Source organism: Cedecea sp. NFIX57 (assembly GCF_900177785.1).
Lineage (GTDB): Bacteria > Pseudomonadota > Gammaproteobacteria > Enterobacterales > Enterobacteriaceae > Cedecea > Cedecea neteri_C.
The window spans coordinates 26,645-49,777 of record NZ_FXAS01000014.1 but is presented as its reverse complement, the minus strand read 5'-3'; the positions used below and the strand labels follow the sequence as shown (position 1 = coordinate 49,777).

The window sequence follows — 23,133 nt, the reverse complement described above, 5'->3', positions numbered from 1 at the left end:
CATGATAAGCCGCAAGGCATTTATCAAAAAATCGGACGGCAGGCACCTTTTTGTGCGTCATTCGGCGGTTTATGTAGTCTGTCTGAAAAGACGCTGACATAAGAGATTGAATGAGCCACTGAGCCTTATTAAGCAGATATCGTGCCAATATTGCGAAAAACTATTTAATTAATTGTTTTTATTATAGTTAATGACAATAAACAGAAGATATATTATGCGTATTTTTTGTTCTGAGTGTCGCCATTTCACAACACTCTTAAAAAATCTCAATCACCCCATTAAAAATCAATGAGTTAAATGTCTCTTTTTGGAGACACATTAAAAACAAGAGTGTCGGGGTTTAGTGACAAAAAAAGCCCCTCACCCTGGCCCTCTCACCAAAGGGGAGAGGGAACTGGATCGGAGCCTGTCTGGTATTTCCTACCCTATGAAAGCAAGGAACTGGATCGGAGCCTGTCTGGTATTTCCTACCCTATGAAAGCAAGGGGTTGGATCGGAGCCTTTCCCCTATTTTCCCCCTCTCCCTTTTAGGGAGAGGGTCGGGGTGAGGGTAATCAGCCCAGTTGCTTACGCGCGTTACGGAAAATACGCATCCACGGGCTGTCCTCGCCCCACTCTGCCGGGTGCCAGGAATTACTCACGGTCCGGAACACGCGCTCTGGGTGCGGCATCATAATGGTGACGCGCCCGCTTTCATTGCTCACCGCAGTGATCCCGTTCGGCGAACCGTTCGGGTTAGCAGGGTAGGTTTCGGTCACTTTCGCAAAGTTATCCACAAAGCGCAGCGCCACCAGGCCTTTGCTTTCAAGCGCGGCGAGATGAGCGGCATCACGCACTTCCACACGACCTTCACCGTGAGAAACCGCGATAGGCATATGGGAACCGGCCATGCCCTGCAGCAGCAGCGACGGGCTGGAGGTCACCTCAATCAGGCTGAAACGCGCTTCAAAGCGATCGGACTGGTTACGCACGAAGCGCGGCCACAAATCACTGCCTGGGATCAGCTCACGCAGGTTAGACATCATCTGGCAGCCGTTACAAACGCCAAGCGCCAGGGTTTCCGGGCGATGGAAGAAGGTTTCAAACTCATCGCGCACACGAGCGTTGAACAGGATGGACTTAGCCCAGCCTTCACCCGCGCCCAGCACGTCACCATAAGAGAAGCCGCCGCACGCCACCAGCGTGTGGAAGCTTTCCAGACCGGTACGGCCCGCCAGCAGGTCGCTCATATGCACGTCGATGGCGTCAAAGCCTGCACGGTGGAAGGCGGCCGCCATCTCAACGTGGGAGTTAACGCCCTGCTCACGCAGGATGGCCACTTTAGGACGCGCGCCCGTCGCGATAAACGGCGCAGCAATATCTTCTTTGATATCGAAGCTCAGCTTCACGTTCAGGCCAGGATCGTTATCGTTCGCCTTGGCGTTGTGCTCTTCATCCGCGCAGTCTGGATTGTCGCGCAGGCGCTGCATCTGCCAGGTGGTTTCTGCCCACCACATACGCAGCGTGGTGCGGCTTTCGCTGAACACCGCGTGTCCGTCAGCGCTAATGGTGAAGCGGTCACCTTCGACAGCTTTACCGAGGTAATGCACGCAGTCTGCCAGGCCGTGCTTAGCCAGCAGCGCCTCAACGGCCTCGCGATCTTCCGCACGAACCTGGAACACGCCGCCCAGCTCTTCGTTAAATAAAGCGGCCAGGCGATCGTTGCCGAGACCGGCGATATCAACCTCAACGCCGCAGTGGCCGGTAAAGGCCATTTCAGCCAGCGTTACCAGCAGCCCGCCGTCGGAGCGGTCGTGCCAGGCCAGCAGTTTGCGATCCGCCACCAGCGCCTGCATCGCGTCCCAGAAGCCTTTCAGCTGCTCAACGCTGCGAACATCCGCAGGCTTGTCGCCCAGCTGGCGGTATACCTGAGACAGAGCGGTCGCGCCCAGCGCGTTATGGCCTTTGCCTAAATCGATCAGCAGCAGGGCGTTGTCTTCGGTGCTCAGCTGCGGCGTCACGGTGCCACGCACGTCTTCCACGCGGGCAAACGCAGTGATCACCAGCGACAGCGGAGAAGTCATCTCGCGCTGCTCGTTACCTTCCTGCCAGCGGGTTTTCATCGACATGGAGTCTTTGCCCACCGGAATGGTGATCCCCAGCGCCGGGCAAAGCTCTTCGCCCACGGCTTTAACCGCTTCATACAGACCAGCATCTTCGCCAGGGTGACCGGCTGCGGCCATCCAGTTTGCGGAGAGCTTAATGCGCTTCAGCGAGCCAATTTGGGTCGCGGCGATGTTGGTTAAGGCTTCGCCCACGGCCAGACGGCCGGATGCCGCGAAGTCCAACAACGCTACTGGCGCACGTTCGCCGATAGACATCGCTTCACCGTAGTAGCTGTCCAGGCTGGCGGTAGTCACCGCGCAGTTGGCGACAGGGATTTGCCACGGGCCAACCATCTGATCGCGGGACACCATACCGGTTACCGTGCGGTCGCCGATGGTCACGAGGAAGGTTTTTTCAGCCACGGTTGGCAAGTGCAGAACGCGTTTCACCGCATCGGCAATAGAAATTTCGCTGCTGTTGAAGGCATCGCCTTTGGCTTTCAGCGTCTCGACGTTGCGCTCCATCTTCGGCGTTTTGCCCAGCAGCACGTCCAGCGGCATGTCGATAGGCTGGTTATCAAAGTGGCTGTCGTTGAGCGTCAGGTGCTGTTCGGTGGTAGCTTCACCGATCACCGCATACGGCGCGCGTTCGCGGCGGCAAAGTTCATCAAACAGCGGCAGCTGCTCTGGCGCAACGGCCAGTACATAGCGCTCCTGAGATTCGTTACACCAGACTTCGAGCGGGCTCATACCCGGTTCGTCGTTAAGAATATCGCGCAGCTCGAAGCGGCCACCACGTCCACCGTCGCTGACCAGCTCAGGCATGGCGTTGGACAGGCCACCCGCGCCAACGTCGTGGATAAACAGGATTGGGTTGTCGTCGCCCATCTGCCAGCAGCGGTCGATCACTTCCTGGCAGCGGCGTTCCATTTCCGGGTTGTCGCGCTGCACGGAAGCAAAATCTAAATCCGCATCGGACTGGCCGGAAGCCATCGACGAAGCCGCCCCGCCGCCCAGGCCAATGTTCATTGCCGGGCCGCCCAGCACAATCAGCTTGGCGCCAGGGGTGATTTCGCCCTTCTGGACGTGGTCGGCGCGGATGTTGCCGATCCCGCCCGCGAGCATGATAGGTTTGTGGTAGCCACGCAGCTCCACGCCGTTGTGGCTGTTCACCTGCTCTTCATAAGTACGGAAGTAGCCGGTCAGCGCCGGGCGGCCAAATTCGTTGTTAAACGCCGCCCCGCCCAGAGGGCCTTCGGTCATGATATCCAGCGCGGTAACGATGCGGTCTGGCTTACCGAAATCCTGCTCCCACGGCTGTTCGAAGCCCGGAATACGCAGGTTAGACACGGAGAAGCCCACCAGGCCCGCTTTTGGCTTCGCGCCGCGCCCGGTCGCGCCTTCATCGCGGATTTCACCGCCGGAGCCGGTTGCCGCGCCAGGCCACGGAGAGATGGCCGTCGGGTGGTTGTGGGTTTCAACCTTCATCAGGATATGCGCGTCTTCCTGGTGGAAGTCATAGCGCCCCGCTTCACGATCGGCGAAGAAGCGGCCGACGGCGGAACCTTCCATCACCGCAGCGTTGTCTTTATAGGCAGACAACACGTAATCCGGCGTTTTCTCAAAGGTATTTTTGATCATTTTGAACAGCGATTTTGGCTGTTTCTGCCCGTCGATAATCCAGTCGGCGTTAAAAATCTTATGGCGGCAGTGCTCGGAGTTCGCCTGAGCAAACATGTACAGTTCGATGTCGTTCGGGTTACGACCAAGTTTGTTGAACGCATCCTGCAGGTAGTCGATTTCGTCTTCCGCCAGCGCCAGGCCAAGGCGAATGTTCGCTTCTACCAGCGCATCGCGCCCTTTCCCGAGCAGATCAACGCTCTGCACCGGAGCCGGCTGCTGCTGGGTAAACAGCTGCTGCGCATCGTTCAGAGAGGTAAACACGTTCTCCATCATGCGGTCGTGCAGCAGGGCTGCCACGTCCTGCAACTGCTCAGCAGTCAGCGTACTGCCGGAAACGTACCAGGCCACGCCGCGCTCAAGGCGCTTAATCTGCGGCAGGTCACAGTTGTGGGCGATATCGGTAGCTTTAGAAGACCAGGGGGAGATGGTGCCAGGGCGCGGGGTCACTAACAGCAGGGTGCCTTCCGGCGCATGCTCTGCGAGGGTTGGACCATACTTCAACAGCCGCTGCAGGCGGGCAAGCTCGTCGGCGTTCAGCGGTGCCTCGAGGTCGGCAAAATGAACATACTCGGCATAAATATCGCTTACCGGGAGGTTAGCATCGTTGAAACGGGCCAGGAGTTTGTTAATACGAAATGCCGAAAGAGCAGGCGAACCACGCAGAATTTCCATCATTAAAGATCTCTCGTCTTCAGGGCGAAGGGGGGAAAACGGGCGTCATTATAGAGAATCCTCCGCCGCGACGAAACCGTTTGCGTAGAAATAACAGCAGAAGTTTTTATTGCACGAAAAGTAAACGATATATTCTTAAAAGTTGCTTACTGGCGTTTTCTTACGCAAAATGCGCCTCATTCACTCACGGGGTTCAGACAAATCATGGTTATTGTTGGCTAAGGCTCATCCTGCTGCAGAATGTTATCTATTTGAAAATAATAAAGATTAATTATCTGCTTATCGGTATCGTCACCTTGTTGCTGGCAGTGGCTTTATGGCCCTCCATTCCAGGTTTCAATCAAGCCGAAAACCGTATCGCCGCGATCAAAGCGCGGGGGGTTTTGCGCGTCAGTACCATTTCATCGCCGCTCACCTGGACGATGATTAACGGCAAGGCAACGGGGCTCGATTACGAACTCGCAAAACAGTTCGCTGACTACCTTGGCGTGAAGTTGTTAGTGGTCGTGCGGCCAAACATCAACGCGCTATTTGATGACCTGGACAATGACAACGCCGACCTGCTCGCCGCAGGCCTGGTGTACAACTCTCGCCGCAGCAGCGACTACCAGGCGGGGCCGACCTATTATTCCGTTTCGCAGCAGATGGTCTACCGCGTGGGTAGCCCGCGCCCTAAATCTCTAGGCGGCGTCAAACCTTCACAACTGGTGCTCTCTTCCGGCCAGGCCGTGGTTAGCGATCTGCAAAAGCTAAAAGACGCTCAGTACCCCGACCTGAGCTGGAGCATCGACGCCAAACAAACCAGCAACCAGCTCTTACAGCAGGTGGTGGATGGCAATATCGCATTTACCGTTTCGGACTCCATCGCCATCAGCCTTTTCCAGCGCGTACATCCTCAACTGGCCGTTGCTCTGGACGTCACCGATGAACAGCCGGTGACCTGGTTCTCCAAACGCGATGGCGACGACAGCATGAGCGCCGCGCTGCTCGATTTCTATAATCAGATCAGCAGTGACGGGACGCTGGCAAGGGTTGAGGAAAAATACCTGGGGCATATCGGCGATTTTGATTACGTCGATACCCGAACCTTCCTGAACGCGGTGGATGCCGTTTTGCCGGAACTCCAGCCGCTGTTTGAAAAGTACTCCGATGACATTGACTGGCCGCTGCTGGCCGCAATTTCCTATCAGGAATCCCACTGGGATACCCACGCGACTTCGCCGACGGGCGTGCGCGGGTTAATGATGCTGACAAAAAATACGGCCCAAAGCCTCGGCATCACCGACAGGCTGGACGCTGAACAGAGCATCAGCGGCGGCAGCCGGTATCTGAAAGATATGATGAGCAAAGTACCGGTCACGGTACCGGAATACGAGCGCATCTGGTTCGCGCTGGCGGCCTATAACATGGGCTATGCCCACATGCTGGATGCCCGCCAGCTGACGGCCAAACAGAAAGGCAACCCGGACAGCTGGGCCGATGTGAAAACACGTCTGCCGTTGCTTAGCCTGAAGCCTTATTACAGCAAAACAACCTATGGATATGCTCGTGGACACGAGGCTTACGCGTATGTAGAAAACATCCGCAAGTATCAGCTAAGTCTGGAAGGGTATTTGCAGGAGAAACAGAAGAAGGCGCTCCAGGCAGACAAGTTTGCCGAGGCTTACCCTGCGGTTGCCCCGGTTGAACTGGCTAGTCCGTCTTATGGGCCTTTTCCTTTAGGGCCTTTTTCTCCAGGCGACGAGCGCGAAAAAAATCGCTCAGCATGGCTGAACACTCTGTCGCGAGCACCCCTTCACTGACCTGCACCTGATGGTTCATGCCGGGGTGGCCGAGCACGTCCATCAGCGAGCCTATCGCCCCGGTTTTAGCGTCACGCGCCCCAAACACTAAATGGCCTATGCGGCTATGCACCATCGCGCCTGCGCACATGACGCAGGGTTCAAGCGTGACGTAGAGCGTGGTATCCAACAGACGGTAATTTTGCAGTACCAGCCCGCCCTGGCGCAGCGCCATGATCTCCGCGTGCGCCGTAGGATCGTGGCGACCTATCGGGCGATTCCAGCCTTCACCTATGACCTGATTATTGTGTACCAGCACCGCACCGACGGGCACTTCCCCTTCATCCCAGGCTCGCTGAGCGAGGGTAAGGGCGTGGCGCATCCAGTGTTCATGGGTAAATTCTGTGTCTGACACAATGCTCTCCGCGGCAAAAGTGGGCGGCGCATTATACACACCGCTTAACGGATTCAAAACGCCTCACTCGAGCTGCTGCAGCTCTCCCTGAGGCGTGACGCGCCAGCGGTGCTCGCAGAAATACAGCAAGGGATTATCCTGATGGCTGTCGCTATAGCCGCTGTAGAGCCGCAGCGGCGCGCCGAGATGCTGCTCCAGCTGAACCACTTTTTCATGACCGAGACAGCGCAGGGTCAGGATCCACCCGCCGTGAGCCCGTGCAATCTGGCTGGCAATCACCTTCACTTCCGGCAACCACGGCGTATCAAAGTAGACTTTCTCCACCAGCGGCTGCGGCGAGCCGGTAATCAGCCAGACGTCAGCATCCGGGCTGTGCAGGTAATCCGTGAGGCGCTGCTGGACGACGGGGAATGCCCTCACCTTCTGCCGAAACCAGGCGACAAATTCGCTTTGCAGCCGCTGAAGCCGGGTCTCGCTGCGCCCAAACGTGATACCCCATAGCAGCAGGCTCATCGGCTGACGGGCGGCGCTTCCTTTGAAAAGCATCATGCCGCCAATCAGCGGCAGCAAGATAATCACCAACGGCACGTTAAGCGGCAGGCGGCGCAGGAGATAAAACAGGAAGCTGCCGAACATGTCCTGCTGATGCAGGGTGCCGTCCAGGTCAAAAAAGACGACGCGGCGCGAGTAATTGGTAGTCAATACGGGCTCCTTTAAGGCTCGCGTGATGAAACGACGCAAACTAAAAGCCTAACAGATAGCCACACGGTTTTCCGCGCTTACGCCAGCCCGGGCGTTCGTGAACAACAGAATATTTAATTCGGTAACATTGCTCTATAATGGAATTTATAATTCGCTCAGATGGTTACCAGAGCAAGTCGTTATCAGAATTGCCGCCCCGGAGGTGAAATGAACTGTTTACTGCGCATTCGAAGCCGATACGCCATGCTGGCCCAGAGTGACCGCAAGCTGGCCGACTTTTTGCTCGCGGAGCCCGAACACGCACGCCATCTCAGTTCACAGCAGCTGGCGGAAGAAGCCGGCGTCAGCCAGTCCAGCGTTGTAAAATTCGCGCAGAAGCTGGGGTTCAAGGGCTTTCCGGCGATGAAACTGGCCATCAGCGAAGCGCTGGCGAGCGGCCAAAATCCTAACTCTGTCCCGGTTCACAACCAAATTTTAGGTGACGATCCGCTGAGGCTTGTTGGGGAGAAATTGATCAAAGAGAATATCGCGGCGATGCACGCCACGCTGGATATTAATGCAGAGGAAAAACTGCTGGCGAGCGTTTCGCTGCTGCGCAATGCGCGGCGCGTGCTGCTCGTAGGAATAGGCGCATCGGGCCTGGTGGCGAAGAATTTTTCGTGGAAGTTGATGAAGATTGGCATTCACGCCGTCGCCGAGCAGGATATGCATGCCCTGCTGGCAACCGTGCAGGCGATGACGCCGGAAGATGTGTTGCTCGCTATTTCTTACTCGGGCGAGCGGCGGGAGATCAATCTGGCGGCCGATGAAGCGCTGAATGCCGGGGCAAAAATCCTCGCGATCACGGGTTTCACGCCAAATGCTCTGCAGCAGCGCGCCAGTCTTTGCTTATATACCATTGCGGAAGAGCAAGCTACGCGTAGCGCCGCAATTTCCTCCACCAGCGCCCAGATGATGCTGACCGACCTGTTATTTATGGCCCTGGTGCAGCAGGACCTGGAGAACGCGCCGGAGCGGATCCGCCAGAGCGAAGCGCTGGTAAAGAAGCTGGTTTAGGGGCTCAGGGCTGTTTCGCATTTGCGGGAAATTTTTTATACAGCGTAGAAACGCCCACATCGTAAATAATCGCCACCTGCTGCCTTGTTTCTCCGGCAGCAATTAACCTCCCGGCCTGCGCCCATTGCGTGGCCGACAGTTTAGGCCGCCGCCCGCCAATTCGCCCTTCCGCTCTGGCCGCGGCCAGTCCAGCCCGGGTTCTTTCGACGATAAGCTCGCGCTCCATCTCGGCTAACGCGCCCATTACGTGAAAGAAAAACCGCCCCATCGGCGTGGAGGTGTCAATGCTGTCCGTCAGGCTGCGGAAGTTAATCCCGCGCGAACGTAGCTCTTCGATCAGCGAAACAAGGTGGCGCATGCTGCGCCCCAGTCTGTCCAGCTTCCAGACGACCAACGTGTCGCCTTCGCTCAGCGTCCTGAGCACCTTTTTTAACCCTGGCCTGTCCGCCGTTTTACCGCTGATTTTATCCTCAAAAATCAGCTCACATCCTGCGCACTCCAGCGCATTTTTCTGCAGCGCGGTATTTTGGTCATTTGTTGACACCCTGACATAGCCTACCAGCATGACGTTTTGCCTCATAAAAGGCTGAAAGCATGCCACGGAGCGGCAGGATGTGCATTTTCTTAAAGGTTGGTTTGGGAGATATTCGGTATGGCACGCCGATGATAGGACAGTTAATCGCATGGCCGCTAGTTTATATGCCAAATGAAATTTGGCCTGAAATGTCTATGGAATTCATTCCTTACCTGGGGCAAACATTTGATCCGATAAAATATCCTTTATTATCGCAACTGCATCCAAAAAACAAATTACCTACGGACATGCGTGGTAATGTTCCTCGTGGTTGGGATAATGGGCGTGGCGTTGATGTTGGTCGAGAGTTAATGTCTGAGCAAAGAGACGCAATAAGAAATATTACAGGCACAGTTGCAACAGTTAATGGTGGAATACATAAAGTAACAGGGGCATTTAAAGCTAATGGGGAAGTATTTCCTCAGATTGCTACAAACACAATGATAGCTGGCCTTCAGTCAATTGATTTAGATGTATCCTTGGTTGTTCCTGTTGCTGAAGAAAACAGAGTAAAAAACGTGGCATGGAACATGATCGTGAGGGCTAAATAATGACAATTTTATTTGATGAAAATGGAAACGCCTTAGAAACGTGTGTGGTGGCTGTTAGTGGGTTTGAACCTGAAACAGGGGAGTTCGTTGCAACGTATGATGTGCGTATTATTGCTGGCACCGGCATACCTGGCTTTTCAACGCTTATGGTTGCTCCAGCGGCAAATCTCAATCATGCAGCATATTGGAATGGGGTTGAATGGGAGCAAGTTATTGACTTACGTGGTACCGTAGCATACGACAAAGGTACCGGGACAGCAGTTGTAGTAAAAACAATAGGCTCACTTAGTGACAAACTGACTAGCATTGCGCCTGAAACATCCTATGATAAATGGGACGGCGAAAAATGGGTAACCGATGTTGTTGCGAAGAAAGCAGGTGATATTTCTGATGCAGAACTAAAACGGCAAACACTGCTAAGTGATGCAAACAATATCACTGCCGATTGGCGAACTGAACTCACCCTCGGTATTATAAGTAATTCTGATAAAGAAAAACTTGTTGCCTGGATGGAATATATCAAAGCGGTGAAAGCGGTAGACACCTCTACCGCGCCTGAGATTGATTGGCCTATCGCTCCGAATCAGTAGCATCAACTAATATAGGCTCGCCGTTTTCATTAACTGCGAGCATCTTCCCTTGTGGAATATATGAGGATGTAAAGAACCAATTATCATCCGGCAACACAATCGCGCCAGCAGTATTATGTATATCAGGCAAAGCCTCAGTCATTGTTGCAGAGTTAAAATAACGCATAGTGTTCTCTTTGTTAATTAGATGGGCAGTAAACATGCCAGGAGAATCCATACCCTGATGGGCTTCCATTTGCCAATTGACAGCGGGCTTTGAATCCGCTGGTTGTAATTGTGTTATCAACAACCATAGAAACATGCAATTGCTGAACTGAAGATCCAAGATCTACGCTTAAATGCTCAGCTATAGAGATATTTACGGCCACTTTTGGCAAAGTTATAGGAAAAGTAACGGTCGCAAGACCCTCTACAATAGTTGAGTTATAGCCACTCAACTCGATAGAGCCATCTGACCAGATCGTCCAATTTCCATTAGCATTTGTCCCCCGGCTAGTGACAAACTTCGCATTCCCCAAACCAAGGTTTGCGAGAGCCGAAGAAACCGCACCTGCGCCATCGGCCTTAATATCCGCAAACGGATTTTGGCGGCTGAGATATTGATTACTAAAGCCGGTGGTTAGCTTCGCGAGGAAAGTGGCAATATCACCGTCATCCAGCACATCCTGCCCGCTTTTATCGCTGACGAACTGCGCCAGCGCGGCGGCAATAAAGGACGTCTGGCGCAGCGCTTTGTTCACCTGAGCGCTGCTGGCTTTACCGCCGGCAAAGCCACTTAACAGCGCGGGCAAATTTTCCCATTCATTTTGCGGCGTGACGTTGGCGTCTGGCCGGGTTGCAAAAGGTTTAAACTGATTTGTAGCCATTAGAGTTTCCTCTCCCATGCGCCGTCGTCAAAACCGGCGATATAGTGATTGTTGATATCAAAGCCAAAGAATTTGCCGCCCTGTGACGGCGCTTCCACCGACGGTGTCTGAATGTCTCCCGCCCAGACACCCGCAGCTTTCACCGTCAGGTATCCCTGTTTAATGGCCGCGAGAAGCTCGAGGGATATGTCAGCAATGTCCGTTTCCGGCAGAACCCAGACAGAAATGGTCATGTCCTGGTTGTCGACGATTTGCATTCGCAGCCCCGCCCCTGCCGTGGCGGCGTCCAGAATCGCGGGCAGCGTGTCGTTCTGCCCGTCCCAGTTGTTCATCGCGATTTTTGCCTTGAGGATGATGCGGTAGGTTTCATCGCTCAGTGAGGTGTAGCCTGCATCGGGATCGTAGGGCCCCTGCCACACGCCCTGGTCGTAACCCAGGCCGTCTGTGTCCCAGCTAAAATAGACGCCGGAAATCGGCTGGCTAACGACGCGGCTTCGCCCAATCCACAACCCCAGTGCATCAAGCTGGACCCCAACTGCAGTGTCGATATCAAACGCGTTGATCAGGCTTTCGGTGGTGATTGCGGTTTCAGTGAAAGGACGGGTACTCAGATCAACGTGGGCAAAAAACAGGGGCTTGCTGGCGTGGTAGCTGGTGATGCGCCCGGTATATTTACTCATGAGCTCACCGTGATATTGATGTTGTCCACGCTGCAGGAGGCGGCTTCGCTGTAGCCGATATTGACGTTTGCCGCCGCGACCGTAGAGGTCGATTGACCGATCAGCAAGTCAGTGATGTCGTAATAACGCGCTTTCCCGCCGCTGACCACGCCGAGGTTGGCCGGTGAGTAAATGCGGCTCAGCAGCACGCTGTCGCCAATGCCCAGGCCGTTGATATAGTCGGCAATCGCCTGCTTCATCTGCTCGCCGATTTGCGACGTATAGCCGGTGAACACTTTCAGCACGATGTCGACGTAAATCGGCACATTGCCGGACCGAGAGAAAGCAATGCTGTGGGGATTGCCGTAGAGATCGGGCACCACAATGGACGTCGCGCCAAAGGTGGCGACGCCCTGGCCTTTTTTGCCCCTGATCGTCTGGGCAATTTCCGTCACATCCCCGCCGTCCACAATCGCAGCGATGGAATGCGGAGGCAGGCCATTGGCGTTGACGGCGCCGGTATCATTTTCGTACAGCTTATGCCGGGTAACGCCTGCGATATTAGCAATAGCCCCTTCGACCGCCTCGAACGGCGTGAGCGCAGGCAAGGCAACGCTCTGCGACTGCCGGATACGTAATTCAGCATCGGTTTCCGCCGCCACGCCCGGCGTGGCGGCCTGAGGGTTCGTGACCGCCGTCCAGCCACGCGTTGGTGTGCCCATGATGGTAATGGACCCTGCGGGCGCCGCCATTACGCCGCTGCTGGCACAGGTTGCGGTGGCGATTACCGATCCATCGACACCAATCGATACCCCCTCAGGCAAAAACCACGTCACCCCGCTGCCATCTCTGACAGAGCCACGGGTTATGGTCGTGCCGGGGATGCCCGTTAGCAGTAGATCGACCGTCGAGAAGGTCGCTGCCCGCCTGACAATACCGTTAATCTTAACGTTGCTCGATAACGCCCGCCCCATCGCCGTCGCAGGCGAAAAGCTGTTGTAAGCAGCAATCGCCGCATTGTTGGCGTCATGAATGGCCAGCGCCACCAGCGAGATGAGCTGCCCGTCTTTGCTGTCCGGCTCCAGGTACGCATCGGTGCCGTAGATTTGCCTGAACGCATCCATCAAAGTCCCTAACAAGCTTTGATAATCAGGCGCGGTTATCCCCTGGGCCGTTACCGTTGCCGATAACCCCAGCGTTTCAGAATTGAGGGCCATTTATGCCTCGCTATTTAAAGTGGTGGGACCGTAAACGGTGTCGATGGTGGCGTTGAAGGTTACGGTGCGTTTTTCAGTGCGCGCGGCGGTGACATCCAGCACGGACTTAACGCCCATGGTCTGGCTGACGCGGTCAATCAGCATTAATACCCAGGTGTCATCCTGCTGCTTGCCAAGAACGGACTGGCGGTAAGGTGTGCCGGTACGATTATCCAGAAACCACTCGCCCTGCCACAGCTTGAGCCGGGTACTCACCGCCTGAGCCACGCACTCCGGCGAGTTTTCCAGGAAGGTGTTTTCTCCCTGACCAAAGGTGTAATCTCCGTCGCTGCTCTCTCTGCGGTATTTCATACCGGACCTCCCGTGTTCGCACCGCCAGACTGCACGCCGCCGTGGCGGTGCTTTGTCAGGCTTATTCCGCTGGCAGTAACATCTCCGCTCACGGTCACGTTGCCTTTGATATTCACCTCACCGGTCAGGTCAATGTTAGCCGCCGTCGCGGTAAGTTTCCCCGGCGTAGCGAGCGTGATGCTGTGGCTGTTGGGATCCAGCTCAACAAAGGCTTTGCCGTCTTCGCTGCGTAGCTGAACCGCCGAAGTGCTGATGCCGCTGATTTTTTTCGCCTGTGACTGAGGGCCGGGCAGCACGAAGGCGTCAGACAACGAGTGCTGCCGGGCATCGACCGGCTCCTGAATACCTCCGCTTTGCCACCAAAAGTCGATGGCGCGATCGGCGAAAATAACCAGGCATTCGTCTCCTGCTTTAAGCGGAAACGTCAGCGAGCACCCTCCGCCATGCGGGAAAACAACCGGCACATCCACCAGCAGCGGATAATTGACTTGAGACACAGTTCCGTCTCTGGCGTACTGTGCGCCTCTGATCGCTGGGGCGACAGCGCAGGTAACGGTTTGTGGATCAAAAGACTGAATAATGCCGGGCAGCGCCACACGCAACGTATTACTCAACGCAGCATTGTTCGTGGCAAGAGCCTCGGCAAATTCTCCCATCAGGGAAGACGTTGTTAATGCCATCTAACCTCCAGTAGTAAAAAACCCGCCGAGACAGGCCTCTTATTTCATTTTTTCTGTGGACCATTTATTTACATTTTCATCACTCGGGTGTTGGCTATTTAATGGGCGACACATAATATCCATGTACCATTCCAGCCCTCGGGAATCGCCTTTGTAAACGATGCCATACACTTTATATATTCCACCGTTGGCCCTTTGAGCATTGGCCGATGCAGCTGTCGTACCTAGTTCAGGCACGACCGGATAAGGCCAGTTATTTTCCAGCTTAATTAACCCATAAACCTGAATATCTGGATTAATAAGACATTTCAGCGAAAACTCATTCCCAGATGTTTGTTGTGGCATGCCAATGACACCACTACGGCTACTAATATTAATTGGCTCATGAGATATTTGATCTGGCGTGTAGAGATCTAACCTGTCATTCAATATCTGCCACTCAGCGCCGCATAAACTTGCCAGCCTGTCCAGATAGGCACTAACTTTACCGTGAAATGTATATCCTCGAGGAAATTCTGTAATAGGGAATATGGGTCTATTACCACTAACGACACCGTAAGGTTTTAATGCATTGCCAATCAGGTCATACATATCTTCCGCGGTATACCCTTTCGCAAGCGTGGCACTTAATACTGCAGAAGAAATGACTTCATGCCCGTCAATGGCCTGAATCACCAGCCAATTATCTGGCGATGTTTCTCGCCCGGTGACGGTTAGACGAATATCGCCGCCAAATAATAATCCAACATTAGTTTCGTTGGACCTGGCACCAACTATTACAGGTTTTACCGTACCAACTTCAGACTCATCATAAACACTTCGACCATAACCAGCGAAGATACGAATCCGGGTAAATTCAGGCCCGGTGATTCTTTTTGACGTAGACTCACTGAGATTATAAATTTTAATCTCGGCAACTTTTGGGTTCGCGCCACTTTGCCAGGAAATTTTAAATGTAACTTTAAACCCGGAAAGAGATATTCCCTTGTCATTGTTATCCACCAGCTGAAGTTCCAGGTGGCGTGACCAGTTCCGGCTCATATCGCCCCCTTAATACCGACTGACAAAATAAAGATGACTGAGTGTGCCGAGGTTAGCTTTCGTTGGATATTCATGGGCCTCATCGTCTGATACAACCCATAAACCGCCAGAAAAACCTAACCCGCTGTGAGATTCCAGCAAATCAGCGCCCTGTACCAACGGAATACCAGTAACAAGGGGCGTATCATTCAGGTTAAGCAAGTCCAGAATCCAACCACCAGAATCCCGAAAAATAAGCCTCAAACGGAGTTTTTGCCCGCCAAGCTGAATAGTGAAGAGTTGGTTCTCCGCGGTGAGTGGAATTTCCTCTATAGACATGGTCCTATCCTTAACGTACAGACGTTCTTGCGCCAGGCAGCGGCAAGACGTTGATATGAGCCTCACCCGCTGGCATGGTAGTTTTAGTCCCACCACTGGCGACAGCAGATGTAGAAATTCCCTCTCTCATATTTGCTTTAGGCGCTGCAGGCAATGCCTCAGTGTAAGAAATAATGACTTCAGCAAACGTCAGGGAGCATTTAAGAATATTACTGGTTTCCTTATTCACAGTAACACCAATTTGCTTAAGCAGCATATTCTGATAGCTGCGTTTACTGGTAATCACCGAGATTGGCTCACCTTGATTTTGTAGTTGCAAAAGATTTTTATAAATATTTTGCTGCGTCCCATCCCAGTGAAACCCTGGCTCTTTGATATTGCTAAAGTCAAGCCATCCTCCGCCGGAGAAAACACAATTCATAGTGAGCTCGCTGGGTTTCCGCCAAAAGTGATCGCTGATATTGGCTCCCATTTCAACGGGATGAGAAGCAATTTCAATAGAATCGGAATGGCTTTCATCAAGAATAACTTGTTGTGCAAGAAAGGCTGAGCCAAGAGATTTAGCCCAAAGTAATGCTGAAGTAATATTCATATTATGTCACTCCAACCATATTCATCTGCGTGACTAATGAATAAGCACTCGTTTGGCGAAGTGCAATTTCACTTGCCACCGAAGCCGGGTCACCAGCACCATTTACCACAATATCAACTTTGTGATTTATAATAGGCGAACTCACATTACTGACATTATTACCCCCAAGTTCACTTGGTGTAGCATAGCGCCAACCCGGATCATTTCCATATCCGCTTAATAAAAGAGACTCAATACCTGGATGACTCAGATTATTTAACAAAGAAGAAGATTTATAAGAACCTAAATCCACAGATGATTTTTTCTCACCTCTTGCATCATCATTATTTAATCTGTTATCAACCCATTTACCATCCTGCCAATGAGCATCGCCTTTACCAAACAATGCCAAACCTAAATCTTTAAAGGTAGGTGCAGTGCGAATACGTTGAAAATAATCGTAACTGCCAAAGGCTGAATTTAATCCTTTATCAATAATAGGTTCCAGCATGACAGCAGCTGCTCCAACTCCACCTAATCTCCCTATTATGCTTCTGGGAACCGCTTTGGCTGATATTCCCATTAGTTGCCTCAAGGCTTGAATAACGGTTCCGATGGCGGTAATCATCTTTGTTGCCCAAGAAATAGCTGTATAGGTTGCCAGGGAACGAAATACGGTTTCCCAGCCGCCAACCGCCGAAACAGCGACTTTAATTACCTGACCGATTAAACGGAAACCTCCTACGACATTTTCAATAACCGGTCCCCACTCTCCCCAGTCAATAAAGCTCTCTTCCCCAGCTTTCCATTTCTGGTAGTCGTTATAAAGCAGGCCAATGGCCGCCGCCAGCGAGAGGATAATCCCGACAGGGGAAGCGAGAAATGCGCTGTTCAGAACCAGCCAGGCCGCGGTTAGCCCCGCTAAACCACCGATTAGCCCCTGAGAACCTTCGTCAAGGCGATCCCACCAGGCCATCACGTCGGTAACCCAGTCGATGGTGCCGCTCAGTGCATCAACGAAAATGTCAGCAAACTGTTCAACGACGGCGCCAACTTTGTCCAACACGCGTTCAATTTGTGGCGCTTTAACCAGCATTTTTTCGGCCAGTCTCTCGACGGGCTCAGCCAGTTTCTCGGCCAGATCGCCGCCTGATTTTGCTACTAACAAATCAAACACGGAGTCCGCTTTACGCCAGGACTGCATAAATTTTTCAGACTGGTCGGCGCTTTGTTCTGCGCTTCCGCCTATGCGGAGGGACACCTCCTGATACTCTTCGGCAAACTGACCTAATCCACGCTGCATTGCATGCAGCGTGTCGTCATCAATCCCCAGATTCAATGCATAGAAATCGGCGCTGTCTCTGTTCACTGCGCCCAAAGAACGGGCAACCTGCGTAAAAATATCGGCGTTATCCCGCTTTAAGCCAGCGTCATCATGCGTTTTTACGCCGAGACTTTTCAACAGGCTCTCGTGCAGAGAGTCACCGTTCACATACTCACTGACGCTTTTAATCGACTTTTGCAGCGCACCAATATCCGCCCCTGACTGACTGGCACCGTATTGCAGTGCCTTGTAAGCCTCTAAATCGGCGTTCAGAGATTGAGCTGCCTGTGCATCCTTCTCGATGCCAGACAGCCGCTTTTCAAACCAGGATCCCGCTTTAGTTAGCGGAGACAGCACCTGATTACTGAAGTTTTCGAAACTTTTAGCCAGTTTTTCAAAATCAACTTTTGCCGCCTCTTCTTTTCCCTTTTTCAGCGTTTTATCCAGTTCCCCAAAAGCCGCGTTGATTCGCGGGCTAAGGTCTTCTTGATAAAAAAAATCTGGGATCGGGACGTAAGGAACAAGCTGTGTGCTAGCGCTCATTTTCCTCTCTCCAGCGTGTGATACAGGCCTTATTATCGGCCTGCATCTCAAGGTAATCATTCATCAGCGCAATGTCGTAAAGATCCACCGCGCCGCTTTTCAGATCCGGCCAGCTGAGGCCGAAGACCTCCGCCGGGCGAAGAATGTAATCTTCCCCGCCCGGCAGCGTCTCCAGCCTCAGGCCGCCGACGGAGCCGGTTTTTCGTTCCCGGGGAGTTCTTGCAAAAAATTTCCCAGCGAGTCGGCCACCACCCGGGCCACCAGTTGCAACAGCGTCATCAGGTCGATATCGTCAAAAGACAATGCCCCCTGACTAAAGACCGGCACCCAGCCCTTCATGTGTTCGCGCGTCACGACCGAGAGGCAAGGGTACAAAATGGTGTTGCAGTCCTCATCGCTGAGGTCGGCAAGGGTGCGAGCAATTTTTGGCAGCACGGTTTCGAGGGCGTTTCCGCCCTCCTTACCCTGTAAGCTGCGAAAATCACCCACAACGCCCGCCAGAACCGGCAGCAACTTACGAGCAACGCTAAGCTGCTCGAAAACGCCGAGCTTGCCGATGCGGTAGTTCACCGCTTTCAGGGTAATTTCCATGGCTTAGAACTCCCCGAGCAGTTGATCGATTTTGCCGCAGTCAAACTTCCAGTCCATGGTGCCCGCCTCTTTGCCGTTAGCATTGGCCGGTAGCTGTGAAAATGCCACGTCACGAGCGGTGACCAGATCGCCAGAGGACGTATTGCGCACGACAATCGTGTTTTTACCCCACAATGCCGAGGAGAGCGTTTGGGCGTTGTAAGCCAGCATCAGCTTTTTGTTTACCGGGGAGGTCTTCATCAACGTCACGGTGATGGAACCGTTTTTCGCCGGAGAGAGGTTATGCATCACCTCACCGTCAATGCCGACGGTCATCGTGTTTTTTGTGCCAGCCATTTCCACTTTGATCCCGGCATCACCGTTCGCGCTGCCCGCGCCCAAATCAATCACGCCGGTTGGCCCCACGAGGGAGGCCGTCACATCCATAAAAGAATAAGTACCCATTTAAATCTCCTTAACGAACAACATTGATTTCGACGTCGGCGAAGTGCACGGCACCCGCCAGTTTGCAGGCCACCTGAATCACCGGCGCTTTCCGCGCTTCGCGGTCTGACTGCGCCTGAGTCGCTACAGCTGGGGCGTAAACGTAGTAGCCTTTGGTCAGCGTGTCGCCGGAGGCCAGTTGGCCAATATCGGCGCCATTCCAGACACCCGGTGCGACCAGACCATTGGTGACCGCCTGCGCCATGGAATGCTCAACGTTGCTCAGCAAACGGGTAACACCGGCATCGGTTTGCGGGATTTTGGTGGTGCTGGTGTAAAGCAGGTTATAGAGGTTGGTCTGCACATAGTTTTGCAGCCAGTCCAGGCCATGGCGCTCATCGATGAAGCTGCCGTTGCTCATCACGCCTTCCTGAATAATGGCGGTGTCGTTGTTGTAATTCACAAAGACGTTGGCGTTTTTCGCGGACAGGGCGTTGATTTGCGTTTGGGTCAGCGTTTCTGCGGCAATACCCGGCTCCTGCTTGAATTTCAGGGTAATGGTGGTGTTATTGCCGTTGAAGTTAACGGTAAACGCGCGGCCAAACAGGGAGGCGGCCGCAAACGGCGTGGCGCTGGAGTACTGACCAAAAGTGCGAGCGAACTTAGCCGCTTTCAGCTTGCTGAAGACATCGGTGCTGTCGTTGGCATCCAGCACTTTCGCGCTGGCAGACGTGTGGCCAAAGATACGAGAGACACCGTCGCCTTCAATGACTGCCGCCACGGCCAGCACGGCTTCATCGGTAAGGGTGTCGTCTGCAATCACCAGACCATACCAGTCGGTCGAGTGTGCACTCAGCGCGGAGACGCATTCGGCGATGGTTTCACCGGCTTTGCCCTCGCTGCCTTCTTTTACCCAGCGCCCGATATACAGGTCGGCGGGCTGCGGGGACTGCTGGTAGTAGAGGCTGGCGGCTTTGTACTCCGGCGCTTCCAGACCAAAGTCGGCGGCCACGCCGCTCAGGCTGGAATAAGCACGCATACGCTCTTTGGCGTCAATAACGTTGCTCGCGCCTACGACCAGCAGCGCACCATAGTTACGGGACTGCGCCGCACGCGGCGCCATATTCACTGTCACGCTGACAATGTTAGATACAGGTAAACCCTGTGACATAGCTTACTCTCCAATGATTTTTACTGCGGATGAAAGGATGGAACGAATACCGTAGCGCCGGGCAATACTGCGCTTTAGCGCCACGGTGAGGGTGTAGCGGCGTAGCCACTGGTTATTGATAAATTCAGGGTCCGGCGTAATGTCGCCGCACTGCAAAAACGTCAGACCCAGTCGGTTAAGCTCGGCGTTGTTTTGCGGTACGTTCAAACCATCACGAAAAAGCGCGGCAACAGCCTGAGCGCCGGGGCCATAAAAGCCACAGGTCACGTCAACGGACTCGGTGCTTTGAAGTACACTTTGATCGCTGTCCTGCGAGTGGAAGAAAGACGCTTCCGCCTGCTTCACGTTGGTAAAAAAGTCACACCAGGTAATACCGGCCTCAGGCGTGGCCGGCGGCGGATCGCTCCACTTCGCCATCACCATTTCCGGCGGCAGCCCCGATACGCCGACTATCCAGCCAGTAAGGTCCGCATCAAGCGCATCGTCATAATGTGGCGAAACGCCCAGCGGTGTCAGAAAGCCCGGACGCGTGGTGTCATTCATTGATTTCTCCAAAGAAAAACCGCCCGAAGGCGGTCAGATAAGGCTTACAGCCCTTTGGCCTGCAGCCGGGCAATGTGATCGACGTACAGCTTTACCGGGTCGCTATTACTGGCCACCACGCCAGCAAGCTGGTTAATGGCATCGACGTGATCCATCGAATAGTCGGAGCCAATCACCTTGCCCAGGTGGCTGCTGTAGCGACCCACCAGGCCATCGTTCTGGAAGCGCTCGTTGGTAAACAGGATGGAAAACGCCAGCATCGCCACGTGCAGCGGATCGAGGTTGTTCGCCCCCTGATTCAGTGGGTTGTAGTCGATAATCCCGCTCCACGAGTAGTAGTAGACGCCGTTATCCAGCTCTTTACCGTGGCCCCCCCATTGCGAAGGCAACCCCTGTGGATACTTCTTGTTAAAGGCGGCCACACCTTCGCTGGTCAACGCATCCAGAGCATCCACGCCGGATTGAGGCAGACGAGGCGCACCGGCCAAAGCGGAAAGCAGCTGCCCGAAGGCCGACAGGGCCGCATTGGCGATAGACTCTGGCAGGCGGCCGGGCTTCAGCGCCAGACGAACAAGGTCTGCCACTTCGGAGCCGTGGTTAACCCCGTTCACGGAAGTGACCGAGGCGATAAGTTCAGGATGGGTCGCGGCAGCGTAACGACAGGCCAAAGGCCCCTGGCTATGGCCAATCAGGTTAACTTTTGCCGCACCGGTTTCGGCCAGGACTTTACGCACAAACTCCAGCAGTTGCTCGCCGCGCATTTCATTGCTGTTCAGCGCAGAGATCGTGGCGATGTAGACCTTCGCCCCGGCTTTCTCCAGCGCCTCTTTGATGCCGTAGAAGTAGGGATAGATCCCGCCAATTTTGTCGAAACCGAACAGACCGTGGACCAGAACAATCGGGTACTTCAGGGATGCAGACATAGGAATGACCTCTTTGACGTGGGAATAAAAAAGCCTCGCTTAGCGAGGCTTCAGGGGGTAATAAGGCACTGGTTGCGGATGTATTCCTGCAGCCCCGCTAGCTGCTTGTTGCTCGTTTCAATGCGCTCCCGGAGACGGAAATAATCCCGTTGAGCGGCGTCAGTAAGTCCGGGGGTGGCAGCATCATCCAGCCTGGAGGAGGTGGTGGCGCCAGACACGGCTTTGCAGGTGGCATTGACGCGCAGCCGCTGAGTGCCAGCAGCCACATCACGCTGCAGATTTTCAATGGTGAGCCGGGCATGGGTTAACTCCTCGCTATAATGGGCATCCAGATCGGCTATTGCCTGCTGGCGCCGGACAAGGTTTTGCAACTCGTTTTTTTGCTGAGTCAGCTGCTGTAGGGCTGACTCAGCCCTTTGTTTTTGCACGGTATACTGTTGGTGAAACCACCAGCTGGTGACAATAAGCAGCGCAAAGGCTGCCAGCGTAAGTGAGGTCAGCGGCTTCATTTTTCCTGCCCCGGCCAGGTACAAAGCTGGTATTCCACCTCGCGGCGGTTGATCAGCCCCTGCCATTGTTTCCCGCCCGCCCAAATCCATTTTTTCAGGCCAGCGCAGGCCTGCTCGTAATCACCGGCATTTAACGTTCTTAGCACCGAGGAGCGTAAAAATGCGGCCGTGCCTACGTTGTAGGTAAAGCTGATCAACGCGGCTCGTTGGTACTCACTCACCGGGACGGTTACCGCCCTTGAGACCACCTGAGCCGCAGGGCGGAGATCCTGATCGAGCCAGCGCCTGCACTCAGACAGGGTGTAAGTTTTATCGGGAATAATGTCTTTACCGGTATGGCCGTAACACACGGTCAGCACCCCGGCGACATCGTAATAGGGCGTGTAGCTCACGCCTTCCAGCTCGGGCAGGAGCGAGCCTGCAATCGTCAGAGCGCCCGCCCCTGACAATCCGAGTAATGTTTTTCTGAGTCCGGGAGAAAGAGCCATCAGTTACCTGCCTTTTTCAGTACCTCGCTGACTGCCCTGATAATCTCAATCTGCTCGGCTCGGTTTAGGGTTTGTAAGTCATCCACCAGCGTCTGGAGGATGCGGGTGCGTTTTTGGTCTTCGAGATGCTGGCGGTGGGCATCCAGCCTGCCGCCCAGCCAGGAAGCCAGTGAAATCAGTACGCTTAGCAGCCCGAATATCATGTAGACCATATCCTGTGTCGTGATACCCAGACCGGCGGCAAGCGCCGCCAGCCACGCAAAAGACTGCGTGACCAGATTTGCGGGTTGGTCGTTCATGGAAGAACCTTCGGTTGAGGAGTCGAACTGCCGTTGGGGTAAAGAAGCGGTATAGCGTTAAATCAGCGGAATCGGTTTTCCGCGTCGGGTTTGCTTGCCAGCGGCTTCCGGTAAGCCGGATTCGTTGCGAGGTGCGGCCTGATAAACGCTTTTTTGCCTGGCGTCTAACGTCTGGCGCAGTCGCTGATGATGTTCTGCCTGCTGGATGATTTGCAGGCCATAGATGTTAATGACCTCCAGCGCCTTGTCGGGGCGATGCCCGGGTTTACGGGCTAGCGAGAGAACAAGCCGTGCGTCAGGTTTTGCTCTTACCCCGACTAACAGCGGGTTGGCCGCTTTCCAGACGGCCTGCTTAGCTTCCCGGCGCTGGCGGCGACGTGCCTGTGCGTCCATACAACCTCCTGTCAATCAACTTTGGTGATATCTCTCTGATATCCCAAAGCTTCTTGCTTTGGTGTATGTGCCCTTTTTCAGGGCCTGATGTTAAGGAGCGTTCACTTGCCTTGTG

Annotated in this window: 28 protein-coding genes; 4 read left to right on the top strand and 24 right to left on the bottom strand. The window is 54.1% G+C overall.

Annotation, left to right across the window (positions count from 1 at the left end):
* Positions 1 to 554: 554 nt before the first annotated feature.
* Positions 555 to 4,442 carry a phosphoribosylformylglycinamidine synthase gene (purL, locus tag B9Y90_RS13740; RefSeq protein ID WP_085541552.1) on the bottom strand — a complete coding sequence of 1,296 codons (3,888 nt, stop codon included), beginning with the start codon at positions 4,440 to 4,442 and terminating at the stop codon, positions 555 to 557.
* A 248-nt stretch (positions 4,443 to 4,690) separates the two neighbouring features.
* On the opposite strand from purL, the gene mltF reads away from it, so the two are divergent.
* Complete coding sequence (gene mltF / locus B9Y90_RS13735; protein ID WP_085541551.1) at positions 4,691 to 6,241, top strand: membrane-bound lytic murein transglycosylase MltF; 1,551 nt, start codon at positions 4,691 to 4,693, stop codon at positions 6,239 to 6,241.
* On the opposite strand, the gene tadA is transcribed toward mltF, so the two are convergent.
* Together tadA and yfhb are read right to left on the bottom strand one after the other, a co-directional pair.
* The gene (gene tadA / locus B9Y90_RS13730; RefSeq protein WP_441302655.1) at positions 6,132 to 6,602 is read right to left on the bottom strand and encodes a tRNA adenosine(34) deaminase TadA; all 471 of its coding nucleotides are present in this window, start codon (positions 6,600 to 6,602) and stop codon (positions 6,132 to 6,134) included. The two genes, mltF and tadA, sit on opposite strands and share 110 nt — an antisense overlap.
* Positions 6,603 to 6,698: 96 nt before the next feature.
* Positions 6,699 to 7,337 carry a phosphatidylglycerophosphatase C gene (yfhb, locus tag B9Y90_RS13725; protein ID WP_085541550.1) on the bottom strand — a complete coding sequence of 213 codons (639 nt, stop codon included), beginning with the start codon at positions 7,335 to 7,337 and terminating at the stop codon, positions 6,699 to 6,701.
* Between the two features lie 207 nt (positions 7,338 to 7,544).
* Between yfhb and B9Y90_RS13720 the strand changes: the two genes are divergently transcribed.
* Positions 7,545 to 8,393: a MurR/RpiR family transcriptional regulator gene (locus tag B9Y90_RS13720; protein ID WP_085541549.1), complete on the top strand. Its 849-nt coding sequence runs from the start codon at positions 7,545 to 7,547 to the stop codon at positions 8,391 to 8,393.
* A gap of 4 nt (positions 8,394 to 8,397) precedes the next feature.
* Here the strand turns inward: B9Y90_RS13720 and B9Y90_RS13715 are convergent, their stop codons facing one another.
* Positions 8,398 to 8,958 (bottom strand): recombinase family protein, encoded by a 561-nt coding sequence (locus tag B9Y90_RS13715; RefSeq protein ID WP_085541548.1) that lies wholly within the window; start codon positions 8,956 to 8,958, stop codon positions 8,398 to 8,400.
* A 47-nt stretch (positions 8,959 to 9,005) separates the two neighbouring features.
* Between B9Y90_RS13715 and B9Y90_RS13710 the strand changes: the two genes are divergently transcribed.
* Positions 9,006 to 9,518 (top strand): hypothetical protein, encoded by a 513-nt coding sequence (locus tag B9Y90_RS13710; protein ID WP_085541547.1) that lies wholly within the window; start codon positions 9,006 to 9,008, stop codon positions 9,516 to 9,518.
* Positions 9,518 to 10,108 carry a tail fiber assembly protein gene (locus B9Y90_RS13705; RefSeq protein ID WP_139827392.1) on the top strand — a complete coding sequence of 197 codons (591 nt, stop codon included), beginning with the start codon at positions 9,518 to 9,520 and terminating at the stop codon, positions 10,106 to 10,108. The genes B9Y90_RS13710 and B9Y90_RS13705 overlap by 1 nt, the downstream gene beginning before the upstream one ends.
* Here the strand turns inward: B9Y90_RS13705 and B9Y90_RS13700 are convergent.
* The 20 genes from B9Y90_RS13700 to B9Y90_RS13605 all read right to left on the bottom strand — a co-directional run bounded on the left by B9Y90_RS13700 (position 10,089) and on the right by B9Y90_RS13605 (position 23,018).
* Positions 10,089 to 10,274: a hypothetical protein gene (locus B9Y90_RS13700; RefSeq protein ID WP_085541609.1), complete on the bottom strand. Its 186-nt coding sequence runs from the start codon at positions 10,272 to 10,274 to the stop codon at positions 10,089 to 10,091. The two genes, B9Y90_RS13705 and B9Y90_RS13700, sit on opposite strands and share 20 nt — an antisense overlap.
* Positions 10,275 to 10,287: 13 nt before the next feature.
* Entirely contained in the window at positions 10,288 to 10,974 is a 687-nt protein-coding gene (locus B9Y90_RS13695; protein WP_085541546.1) for a hypothetical protein, read from the bottom strand.
* On the bottom strand, positions 10,974 to 11,654 hold the full coding sequence (locus tag B9Y90_RS13690) for a DUF2612 domain-containing protein (protein WP_085541545.1): 681 nt from the start codon (positions 11,652 to 11,654) through the stop codon (positions 10,974 to 10,976). The genes B9Y90_RS13695 and B9Y90_RS13690 overlap by 1 nt, the downstream gene beginning before the upstream one ends.
* A complete protein-coding gene (locus B9Y90_RS13685) occupies positions 11,651 to 12,850 on the bottom strand; it encodes a baseplate J/gp47 family protein (protein ID WP_085541544.1) in 1,200 nt (399 codons plus the stop codon). The genes B9Y90_RS13690 and B9Y90_RS13685 overlap by 4 nt, the downstream gene beginning before the upstream one ends.
* Positions 12,851 to 13,201 (bottom strand): contractile injection system sheath initiator, encoded by a 351-nt coding sequence (locus tag B9Y90_RS13680; protein ID WP_085541543.1) that lies wholly within the window; start codon positions 13,199 to 13,201, stop codon positions 12,851 to 12,853.
* A complete protein-coding gene (locus tag B9Y90_RS13675; protein WP_085541542.1) occupies positions 13,198 to 13,881 on the bottom strand; it encodes a Gp138 family membrane-puncturing spike protein in 684 nt (227 codons plus the stop codon). The genes B9Y90_RS13680 and B9Y90_RS13675 overlap by 4 nt, the downstream gene beginning before the upstream one ends.
* A gap of 39 nt (positions 13,882 to 13,920) precedes the next feature.
* Positions 13,921 to 14,922 carry a hypothetical protein gene (locus B9Y90_RS13670; RefSeq protein WP_085541541.1) on the bottom strand — a complete coding sequence of 334 codons (1,002 nt, stop codon included), beginning with the start codon at positions 14,920 to 14,922 and terminating at the stop codon, positions 13,921 to 13,923.
* Between the two features lie 9 nt (positions 14,923 to 14,931).
* Positions 14,932 to 15,240 carry a phage baseplate plug family protein gene (locus B9Y90_RS13665; RefSeq protein ID WP_085541540.1) on the bottom strand — a complete coding sequence of 103 codons (309 nt, stop codon included), beginning with the start codon at positions 15,238 to 15,240 and terminating at the stop codon, positions 14,932 to 14,934.
* Between the two features lie 10 nt (positions 15,241 to 15,250).
* Complete coding sequence (locus tag B9Y90_RS13660; protein WP_085541539.1) at positions 15,251 to 15,832, bottom strand: phage baseplate protein; 582 nt, start codon at positions 15,830 to 15,832, stop codon at positions 15,251 to 15,253.
* Between the two features lies 1 nt (position 15,833).
* The gene (locus B9Y90_RS13655; RefSeq protein WP_085541538.1) at positions 15,834 to 17,678 is read right to left on the bottom strand and encodes a phage tail tape measure protein; all 1,845 of its coding nucleotides are present in this window, start codon (positions 17,676 to 17,678) and stop codon (positions 15,834 to 15,836) included.
* Positions 17,668 to 17,742, bottom strand: a complete 75-nt coding sequence (locus tag B9Y90_RS27665) for a DUF6889 family protein (protein WP_441302654.1) — start codon at positions 17,740 to 17,742, stop codon at positions 17,668 to 17,670. The genes B9Y90_RS13655 and B9Y90_RS27665 overlap by 11 nt, the downstream gene beginning before the upstream one ends.
* Positions 17,743 to 17,855: 113 nt before the next feature.
* On the bottom strand, positions 17,856 to 18,269 hold the full coding sequence (locus B9Y90_RS13645) for a phage tail assembly chaperone (RefSeq protein ID WP_085541536.1): 414 nt from the start codon (positions 18,267 to 18,269) through the stop codon (positions 17,856 to 17,858).
* 3 nt (positions 18,270 to 18,272) lie between these two features.
* Positions 18,273 to 18,713 carry a phage structural protein gene (locus B9Y90_RS13640; RefSeq protein ID WP_085541535.1) on the bottom strand — a complete coding sequence of 147 codons (441 nt, stop codon included), beginning with the start codon at positions 18,711 to 18,713 and terminating at the stop codon, positions 18,273 to 18,275.
* A 10-nt stretch (positions 18,714 to 18,723) separates the two neighbouring features.
* Positions 18,724 to 19,863: a DUF3383 domain-containing protein gene (locus tag B9Y90_RS13635; protein ID WP_085541534.1), complete on the bottom strand. Its 1,140-nt coding sequence runs from the start codon at positions 19,861 to 19,863 to the stop codon at positions 18,724 to 18,726.
* A gap of 3 nt (positions 19,864 to 19,866) precedes the next feature.
* Entirely contained in the window at positions 19,867 to 20,406 is a 540-nt protein-coding gene (locus B9Y90_RS13630) for a phage neck terminator protein (protein WP_085541533.1), read from the bottom strand.
* A gap of 44 nt (positions 20,407 to 20,450) precedes the next feature.
* Positions 20,451 to 21,335 (bottom strand): esterase/lipase family protein, encoded by an 885-nt coding sequence (locus B9Y90_RS13625; RefSeq protein ID WP_176227867.1) that lies wholly within the window; start codon positions 21,333 to 21,335, stop codon positions 20,451 to 20,453.
* 44 nt (positions 21,336 to 21,379) lie between these two features.
* Entirely contained in the window at positions 21,380 to 21,838 is a 459-nt protein-coding gene (locus B9Y90_RS13620) for a lysis protein (RefSeq protein WP_085541531.1), read from the bottom strand.
* The gene (locus tag B9Y90_RS13615) at positions 21,835 to 22,326 is read right to left on the bottom strand and encodes a lysozyme (protein WP_085541530.1); all 492 of its coding nucleotides are present in this window, start codon (positions 22,324 to 22,326) and stop codon (positions 21,835 to 21,837) included. Before B9Y90_RS13615 ends, B9Y90_RS13620 begins: the two co-directional genes overlap by 4 nt.
* A complete protein-coding gene (locus B9Y90_RS13610; RefSeq protein ID WP_008459490.1) occupies positions 22,326 to 22,625 on the bottom strand; it encodes a hypothetical protein in 300 nt (99 codons plus the stop codon). Before B9Y90_RS13610 ends, B9Y90_RS13615 begins: the two co-directional genes overlap by 1 nt.
* A gap of 57 nt (positions 22,626 to 22,682) precedes the next feature.
* Complete coding sequence (locus B9Y90_RS13605) at positions 22,683 to 23,018, bottom strand: antitermination protein N (RefSeq protein ID WP_085541529.1); 336 nt, start codon at positions 23,016 to 23,018, stop codon at positions 22,683 to 22,685.
* Positions 23,019 to 23,133: the final 115 nt, after the last annotated feature.

Coding starts and splice junctions, on each gene's coding strand:
- purL (WP_085541552.1), bottom strand. CDS start 4,442: ATGATGGAAATTCTGCGTGGTTCGCCTGCTCTTTCGGCATTTCGTATT.
- tadA (WP_441302655.1), bottom strand. CDS start 6,602: ATGCGCCACGCCCTTACCCTCGCTCAGCGAGCCTGGGATGAAGGGGAA.
- B9Y90_RS13720 (WP_085541549.1), top strand. CDS start 7,545: ATGAACTGTTTACTGCGCATTCGAAGCCGATACGCCATGCTGGCCCAG.
- B9Y90_RS13715 (WP_085541548.1), bottom strand. CDS start 8,958: ATGCTGGTAGGCTATGTCAGGGTGTCAACAAATGACCAAAATACCGCG.
- B9Y90_RS13710 (WP_085541547.1), top strand. CDS start 9,006: ATGTGCATTTTCTTAAAGGTTGGTTTGGGAGATATTCGGTATGGCACG.
- B9Y90_RS13705 (WP_139827392.1), top strand. CDS start 9,518: ATGACAATTTTATTTGATGAAAATGGAAACGCCTTAGAAACGTGTGTG.
- B9Y90_RS13700 (WP_085541609.1), bottom strand. CDS start 10,274: ATGCGTTATTTTAACTCTGCAACAATGACTGAGGCTTTGCCTGATATA.
- B9Y90_RS13695 (WP_085541546.1), bottom strand. CDS start 10,974: ATGGCTACAAATCAGTTTAAACCTTTTGCAACCCGGCCAGACGCCAAC.
- B9Y90_RS13690 (WP_085541545.1), bottom strand. CDS start 11,654: ATGAGTAAATATACCGGGCGCATCACCAGCTACCACGCCAGCAAGCCC.
- B9Y90_RS13685 (WP_085541544.1), bottom strand. CDS start 12,850: ATGGCCCTCAATTCTGAAACGCTGGGGTTATCGGCAACGGTAACGGCC.
- B9Y90_RS13680 (WP_085541543.1), bottom strand. CDS start 13,201: ATGAAATACCGCAGAGAGAGCAGCGACGGAGATTACACCTTTGGTCAG.
- B9Y90_RS13675 (WP_085541542.1), bottom strand. CDS start 13,881: ATGGCATTAACAACGTCTTCCCTGATGGGAGAATTTGCCGAGGCTCTT.
- B9Y90_RS13670 (WP_085541541.1), bottom strand. CDS start 14,922: ATGAGCCGGAACTGGTCACGCCACCTGGAACTTCAGCTGGTGGATAAC.
- B9Y90_RS13665 (WP_085541540.1), bottom strand. CDS start 15,240: ATGTCTATAGAGGAAATTCCACTCACCGCGGAGAACCAACTCTTCACT.
- B9Y90_RS13660 (WP_085541539.1), bottom strand. CDS start 15,832: ATGAATATTACTTCAGCATTACTTTGGGCTAAATCTCTTGGCTCAGCC.
- B9Y90_RS13655 (WP_085541538.1), bottom strand. CDS start 17,678: ATGAGCGCTAGCACACAGCTTGTTCCTTACGTCCCGATCCCAGATTTT.
- B9Y90_RS13645 (WP_085541536.1), bottom strand. CDS start 18,269: ATGGAAATTACCCTGAAAGCGGTGAACTACCGCATCGGCAAGCTCGGC.
- B9Y90_RS13640 (WP_085541535.1), bottom strand. CDS start 18,713: ATGGGTACTTATTCTTTTATGGATGTGACGGCCTCCCTCGTGGGGCCA.
- B9Y90_RS13635 (WP_085541534.1), bottom strand. CDS start 19,863: ATGTCACAGGGTTTACCTGTATCTAACATTGTCAGCGTGACAGTGAAT.
- B9Y90_RS13630 (WP_085541533.1), bottom strand. CDS start 20,406: ATGAATGACACCACGCGTCCGGGCTTTCTGACACCGCTGGGCGTTTCG.
- B9Y90_RS13620 (WP_085541531.1), bottom strand. CDS start 21,838: ATGAAGCCGCTGACCTCACTTACGCTGGCAGCCTTTGCGCTGCTTATT.
- B9Y90_RS13615 (WP_085541530.1), bottom strand. CDS start 22,326: ATGGCTCTTTCTCCCGGACTCAGAAAAACATTACTCGGATTGTCAGGG.
- B9Y90_RS13610 (WP_008459490.1), bottom strand. CDS start 22,625: ATGAACGACCAACCCGCAAATCTGGTCACGCAGTCTTTTGCGTGGCTG.
- B9Y90_RS13605 (WP_085541529.1), bottom strand. CDS start 23,018: ATGGACGCACAGGCACGTCGCCGCCAGCGCCGGGAAGCTAAGCAGGCC.